The organism is Streptomyces sp. MB09-02B, assembly GCF_033794485.1.
Lineage (GTDB): Bacteria > Actinomycetota > Actinomycetes > Streptomycetales > Streptomycetaceae > Streptomyces.
The window spans coordinates 1-4982 of record NZ_JARGEE010000559.1 but is presented as its reverse complement, the minus strand read 5'-3'; the positions used below and the strand labels follow the sequence as shown (position 1 = coordinate 4982).

At 72.1% G+C, this 4982-nt stretch carries 5 protein-coding genes and 1 pseudogene; 3 read left to right on the top strand and 3 right to left on the bottom strand.

Translation table 11 applies throughout. The annotated features are described in order from the left end of the window. Positions 1-115 precede the first annotated feature (115 nt). Positions 116-1609: an SDR family NAD(P)-dependent oxidoreductase gene (locus tag P1P70_RS40555; protein WP_319246878.1), complete on the top strand. Its 1494-nt coding sequence runs from the start codon at positions 116-118 to the stop codon at positions 1607-1609. Here P1P70_RS40555 and P1P70_RS40550 read toward each other — a convergent pair. Further along, a complete protein-coding gene (locus tag P1P70_RS40550; protein ID WP_319246876.1) occupies positions 1588-2085 on the bottom strand; it encodes a hypothetical protein in 498 nt (165 codons plus the stop codon). The two genes, P1P70_RS40555 and P1P70_RS40550, sit on opposite strands and share 22 nt — an antisense overlap. Positions 2086-2581: 496 nt before the next feature. Between P1P70_RS40550 and P1P70_RS40545 the strand changes: the two genes are divergently transcribed. Beyond that, a complete protein-coding gene (locus P1P70_RS40545) occupies positions 2582-2755 on the top strand; it encodes a hypothetical protein (RefSeq protein ID WP_319246874.1) in 174 nt (57 codons plus the stop codon). 48 nt (positions 2756-2803) lie between these two features. Then, entirely contained in the window at positions 2804-3286 is a 483-nt protein-coding gene (locus P1P70_RS40540) for an N-acetyltransferase (RefSeq protein WP_319246872.1), read from the top strand. 33 nt (positions 3287-3319) lie between these two features. On the opposite strand, the gene P1P70_RS40535 is transcribed toward P1P70_RS40540, so the two are convergent. Next, positions 3320-4669 carry an amidase gene (locus P1P70_RS40535; RefSeq protein WP_319246871.1) on the bottom strand — a complete coding sequence of 450 codons (1350 nt, stop codon included), beginning with the start codon at positions 4667-4669 and terminating at the stop codon, positions 3320-3322. 147 nt (positions 4670-4816) lie between these two features. Beyond that, positions 4817-4982, bottom strand: a pseudogene (locus tag P1P70_RS40530) (lipase maturation factor family protein); the annotation flags it as partial.

The window sequence follows — 4982 nt, the reverse complement described above, 5'->3', positions numbered from 1 at the left end:
CTTTGAGCGGGGGCGGGACTCGGTTTTTGGTGAGCGGGGGCGGCGATCCGTAGAATCCACCGTTCGATGGCGGACGCGGACGGCGGGCCGCGGTGATCAGGGAAACGGCAGCGCGATGACGGTGACAGAGGACGGCCCCGCGACCACGGACGAGGTCGTGTACGGCCCCGGCATCGACCCGGACCGGCTCGCCGTGTGCCTCAGTGTGCTGGAGGAGCTCGACAAGCTGGAGGTCGACCACCCGGACGCGATCGCGGTGCGCCGGGCGACCGCCGGCGTCTACCGCACGGTCAAGCAGCGCCGCCGCCAGGAACGCCGCGCCGCCAAGACCGCCCACGACAAGGCGGTCACCGAGGCCACGGCGACCGGCTCCGCCCAGCGCATCGACGACGAGACGGAGGGCATCCTGCCGTCGTCCGTCACGGAGGCGGGGAAGGTCGCGGGGATACTCCAGCGTCCGCGCTCCTGCTACACCTGCAAGACCCGCTACGTGGAAGTCGACTACTTCTACCACCAGCTCTGCCAGGACTGCGCCGCCCTGAACCGCGCCAAGCGCGACGCCCGCGCCGACCTCACCGGCAAGCGCGCGCTCCTCACCGGCGGTCGTGCCAAGATCGGCATGTACATCGCCCTGCGGCTGCTGCGCGACGGCGCGCAGACCACGATCACGACGCGCTTCCCCAAGGACGCCATCCGCCGCTTCAAGGCCATGGACGACTCTGCGGACTGGATGCACCGGCTCGAGGTCGTCGGCATCGACCTGCGCGACCCGGCGCAGGCCGTCGCCCTCGCCGACCAGATCGCCGAGGCCGGTCCCCTCGACATCCTCATCAACAACGCGACCCAGACCGTACGGCGCCTGCCCTCCGCCTACGCCGCCCTGGTGGACGGCGAGAGCGCCCCGCTGCCTGCCGGTGAGCTGCCCCCCTACCACGTCATCGGCGCCTTCAACTCCGGCGCCGTCGACGGCCTCGCCGCGCTGCCCGTCGGCACCAGCGGCCTCGACGCGCAGCAGGTCGCCGACCTCGCCCTCGTCGCGGGCAACGCCAGCGTCGCCCGGCACCTCGACGGCACCGCCATCGACGCGGGCGGTCTCGTCCCGGACGTCGTGGACACCAACACCTGGGTGCAGACCATCGAGCAGATCTCGCCGGTGGAACTGCTGGAGACCCAGCTGTGCAACTACACGGCGCCGTTCATCCTGATCAGCGCGCTCCGCCCGGCCATGGCCGACGCCGCCCGTAAGGCGACCAGTGGACGCGCGTACGTCGTGAACGTCTCCGCGATGGAGGGTGTCTTCGGCCGTGGCTACAAGGGCGCGGGGCACCCGAACACCAACGCCGCCAAGGCCGCGATGAACATGGTCACGCGGACCAGCGCACAGGAGATGTTCCAGACCGACGGCATCCTCATGACCTCGGTCGACACCGGCTGGATCACCGACGAGCGCCCCCACTTCGACAAGCTGCGCCTCGCAGACGAGGGCTTCCATGCCCCGCTCGACCTCGTCGACGGCGCGGCCCGCGTCTACGACCCCGTCGTCCGCGGCGAGCAGGGCGAGGACCTGTACGGCGTCTTCCTGAAGGACTACGCGCCCGGCAAGTGGTGAGTCGCCCTGGCCCGGTCCGACACCAACGCCAGTACCGTCCTCCAGTCCTCCAGGACCCCGGCGTCCATGCCGGGGGTCCAGGCCGCCTCGTCCGCGTGTCGCAGGGCCAGCACGTCCTCGACGAGCGCGGCGTCCGCCCACCCGCCCGCGTGCAGCCGTACGAGATCGTCCGCGCCGAGGGCGTGCAGGCGTACGAGACGGGCCACCCGCTCGCCGAGCAGCGGTCGCACCGTGTCCGCGGCCAGGTCGCCGTGGCCGGTGTCGTCACCCGGACGGAGCAGCCGTCCGATCGCGTGCACCAGGCCCGCCACCTGCAGCTCCTTGTCGGCGGGCCGGCCTCGGCGCAACAGCGCGGCGGTCCGCAGCGCGTGTTCGTACGGATCGACCTCGGTGCCCCTGTGGCGGTCGGGCGTCGTGCCGCCGCCCCGGCAGGCGTGCAGCAGATCCATCAGCTCCTCGACGCTGCGCAGTTCCATCCGCCGGTCCTCCCGAGTCCGCCCGCGAGAAATGCCGTTGCGACACATGAGCAGAGCATGGTCGGCTTGCGATTCGGCCAACGGGACCTGAACTGCGTACCGGGCATGGCGATCCGATGGGGCGTCGGGTCGGTGCGGGGTTCGGCTGCTGCGCCGAACGGGTGAAGAGAAACCGAACAAATAGGTCAAATTGCCCTAGGGTGGGGCCTGCTGGGCGTCGAACGACTCAAGACAGTTACCTCTCGTTTTCAGCCCCATCGAGCGGCCGCCCGCTCATTTGGTTACTCTGTACCGGACGGACAGCCTTATATGGGTCCCACCCACACCCACGGTCCGTCCCGGGACAAGCCGGTCACCACGGCCTGCTCTCACCTCCAGGTAATCCGGCGCCACCGCGTCCGTACTGACATCGACTCAGACCCGAGCGGAAGTCAGGCGCACAGCGGCAGGCTGGGCCCGACGTCCCGAGGGTGACCCGACACATAAGGAGTGCGCGGTGACACCAGAGAAGACGAATCGCGAGCCACGCCCCGAGGAACACACCGAGGGCGGCGGCCGGTCGAAGAAGGAAATGGGCAGCCTGGACGTGTGGGCCAGGTCCGCCCCGATCCGGCTGGCGGGCTACGAGGACGACCTCGCCGAGCCCCACATCCTGCCCAGCGTGGACTGAGCGGGAGGATCGCGATCGCGTCTGCATGGGCGTGCCAGACTCACGCCCATGCAGATCAGAGAAGCCACCGCCGACGACTGGCCCGTCATCTGGCCGTTCTGGCACCGCGTCGTCGCCGCGGGCGAGACCTACACCTGGGACCCGGACACCACCGAGGAAGCCGCCCGCGCCCTGTGGATGGCCCCCGCCAAGCGCGTGTACGTCGTCGAGGACGAGACCGGAACGGTGGTCGGCTCCGGCTACCTCACCCCCAACTACGGTGGCCCCGCCGCCCATATCGCCAACGCCGGCTTCATCGTCGACCCCGACCACGGCGGCCGTGGCATCGGCCGCGCCCTCGCCACACACGTCCTCGCGGAGGCCGCGGCCCACGGCTTCCGGGGCATGGTGTTCAACGCCGTCGTCGAGACCAACCCCGCCGTACGGCTCTGGACCTCCCTGGGCTTCACCGTCCTCGCGACCGTCCCGGACGCCTTCGAGCACCCGAAGGACGGCCTCGTCGGGCTGCACATCATGCACAAGGCGCTGTGACGCCCCCGGTCCCGGGTGCCGGTGCGGGCCTGGCTAGCCGAGCGGTGCCGTCCGCCGCCAGGGGTTCAGCTCCTCCAACCGACCCGCCACCGCGAGAAGTTCGAGCTCGGAACCCGGGCGGCCCACCAACTGCACCGCGCAGGGCGCACCGGAGGGGAGCTTGCCGAACGGCACGGACATCGCCGGCCAGCCCGTGAGGTTCCAGGGCGGCGTCAGCGGCGAGTAGGTGGTGTTCACCAGCAGATTGCGCAGCCACCCCCGCTCGTGCCAGTTCGCGGCGGCGGGCCCGCGCCGGGCGAGCGCCGGCGTGAGGAGCACGTCGTGCTCGGCGAAGAAAGGCTCCAGGCGTCGGCGCAGCTGCTCCCGGCGGTCACCGGCGCGCACGCCCTTCACGAAGCGCCGCCCCACGGCCGCGTGCACTCGCGTGCGCCGGGCGAGCAGCTTCGGATCGAGGCCCTCCGCGTCCACGGCCGTCCCCGCCGTCCAGTGCGCCAGCGAGGTCGTGCCCAGCCAGACGGGATACGGCGGATCGGCCGGCCGGACCCGGAGCCCGGCCCCGGCCAGCGACTCCCCAGCCCGGCGCGCGGCGTCGGCGTAGGGGCGGGTGACGCTCACGCCCACCAAGGGGCTGCGCACGGACAGGGCGACGCCGGGGGAGCCTGCGCCGTCGGTGGCGGGCCGGCCGGTGTCCGTTCCCGCGAGGACCCCGAACATCAGCCGGGTGTCCTCGACGGTCGTCGCGAGCGGTCCGTTCTCGGACATGCCGAACCAGTCGCCGTGCCCGATGCCCGCCGGGACGACACCGAAGCCCGGCTTGAGGCCGAGCACACCGCAGTTGGCGGCCGGTATCCGCAGCGAACCCATGCCGTCGTTGCCCAGGGCCAGCGGCACCAGCCCGGCGGCGACGGCGGCCGCGCTGCCGCCCGAGGAGCCACCAGCGGTGCGCGAGGTGTCCCAGGGGTTGCGGGCCGTGCCGTGCACGCCGTCGGTGGTGCCGAAGACACACAGCTCGGGCACGTTCGTGAGCCCCACGACCACCGCGCCCGCCGCCCGCAGCCGGGCCACGGTCACATGGTCCTCCCCGGCCGGCGTCTCAGGGGTCGCGGCGGACCCGTTCCGGGTGGACTCGCCCCGCACGGCGAGGTTGTCCTTGATCGCCACCGGTACGCCTGCCAGGGGCAGTTCGACCAGGTCGGCCCGGCCTGCCACCTCGTCGGCCTCCGCCAGGGCCGCCTCCGCCCGCACCGTGCGGAACGCCCCGACCCGCCCGTCCAGGGCCCCGATCCGTGCCAGATGCTCCGCCACCACCTCACGCGGGGTGGCCCGCTTCTCCCGTACGGCGGCGGCTATCTCGACGGCGGTCCGGCCGACCCAGCTGGTCACGGGCACTCCCTGGCGGTGTCGTGCGCGTCGGTGTCCACGCGACGGAGGGGCGTACTCGTGAGTAGTGATCGAGTACGGCAGCACTGTGCCCCGTGGGGCGGCCCCGCGTCGAGAGCCTGCCGTGAAGAAGTCCGCGCCCGGCCCCGGTCAGGGGTTCCGGGCGGGCGTCGTCGTCAGCCGCGTCGGTGGCAGGAACTCCCGTACGTACGTACGCTCCCAGCACGCCCCGGTCGCCCGCAGCTCGCGCCAGGTCGTGTAGCGGTAGCGGAAGAGGCGGGCGCGGACGAAGCGGGGCGTGCTGGGAGCGTACGTA

Excerpts from the sequence above, each read along its gene's own strand:
- P1P70_RS40555 (WP_319246878.1), top strand. The coding sequence starts at position 116 with ATGACGGTGACAGAGGACGGCCCCGCGACCACGGACGAGGTCGTGTAC.
- P1P70_RS40550 (WP_319246876.1), bottom strand. The coding sequence starts at position 2,085 with ATGGAACTGCGCAGCGTCGAGGAGCTGATGGATCTGCTGCACGCCTGC.
- P1P70_RS40540 (WP_319246872.1), top strand. The coding sequence starts at position 2,804 with ATGCAGATCAGAGAAGCCACCGCCGACGACTGGCCCGTCATCTGGCCG.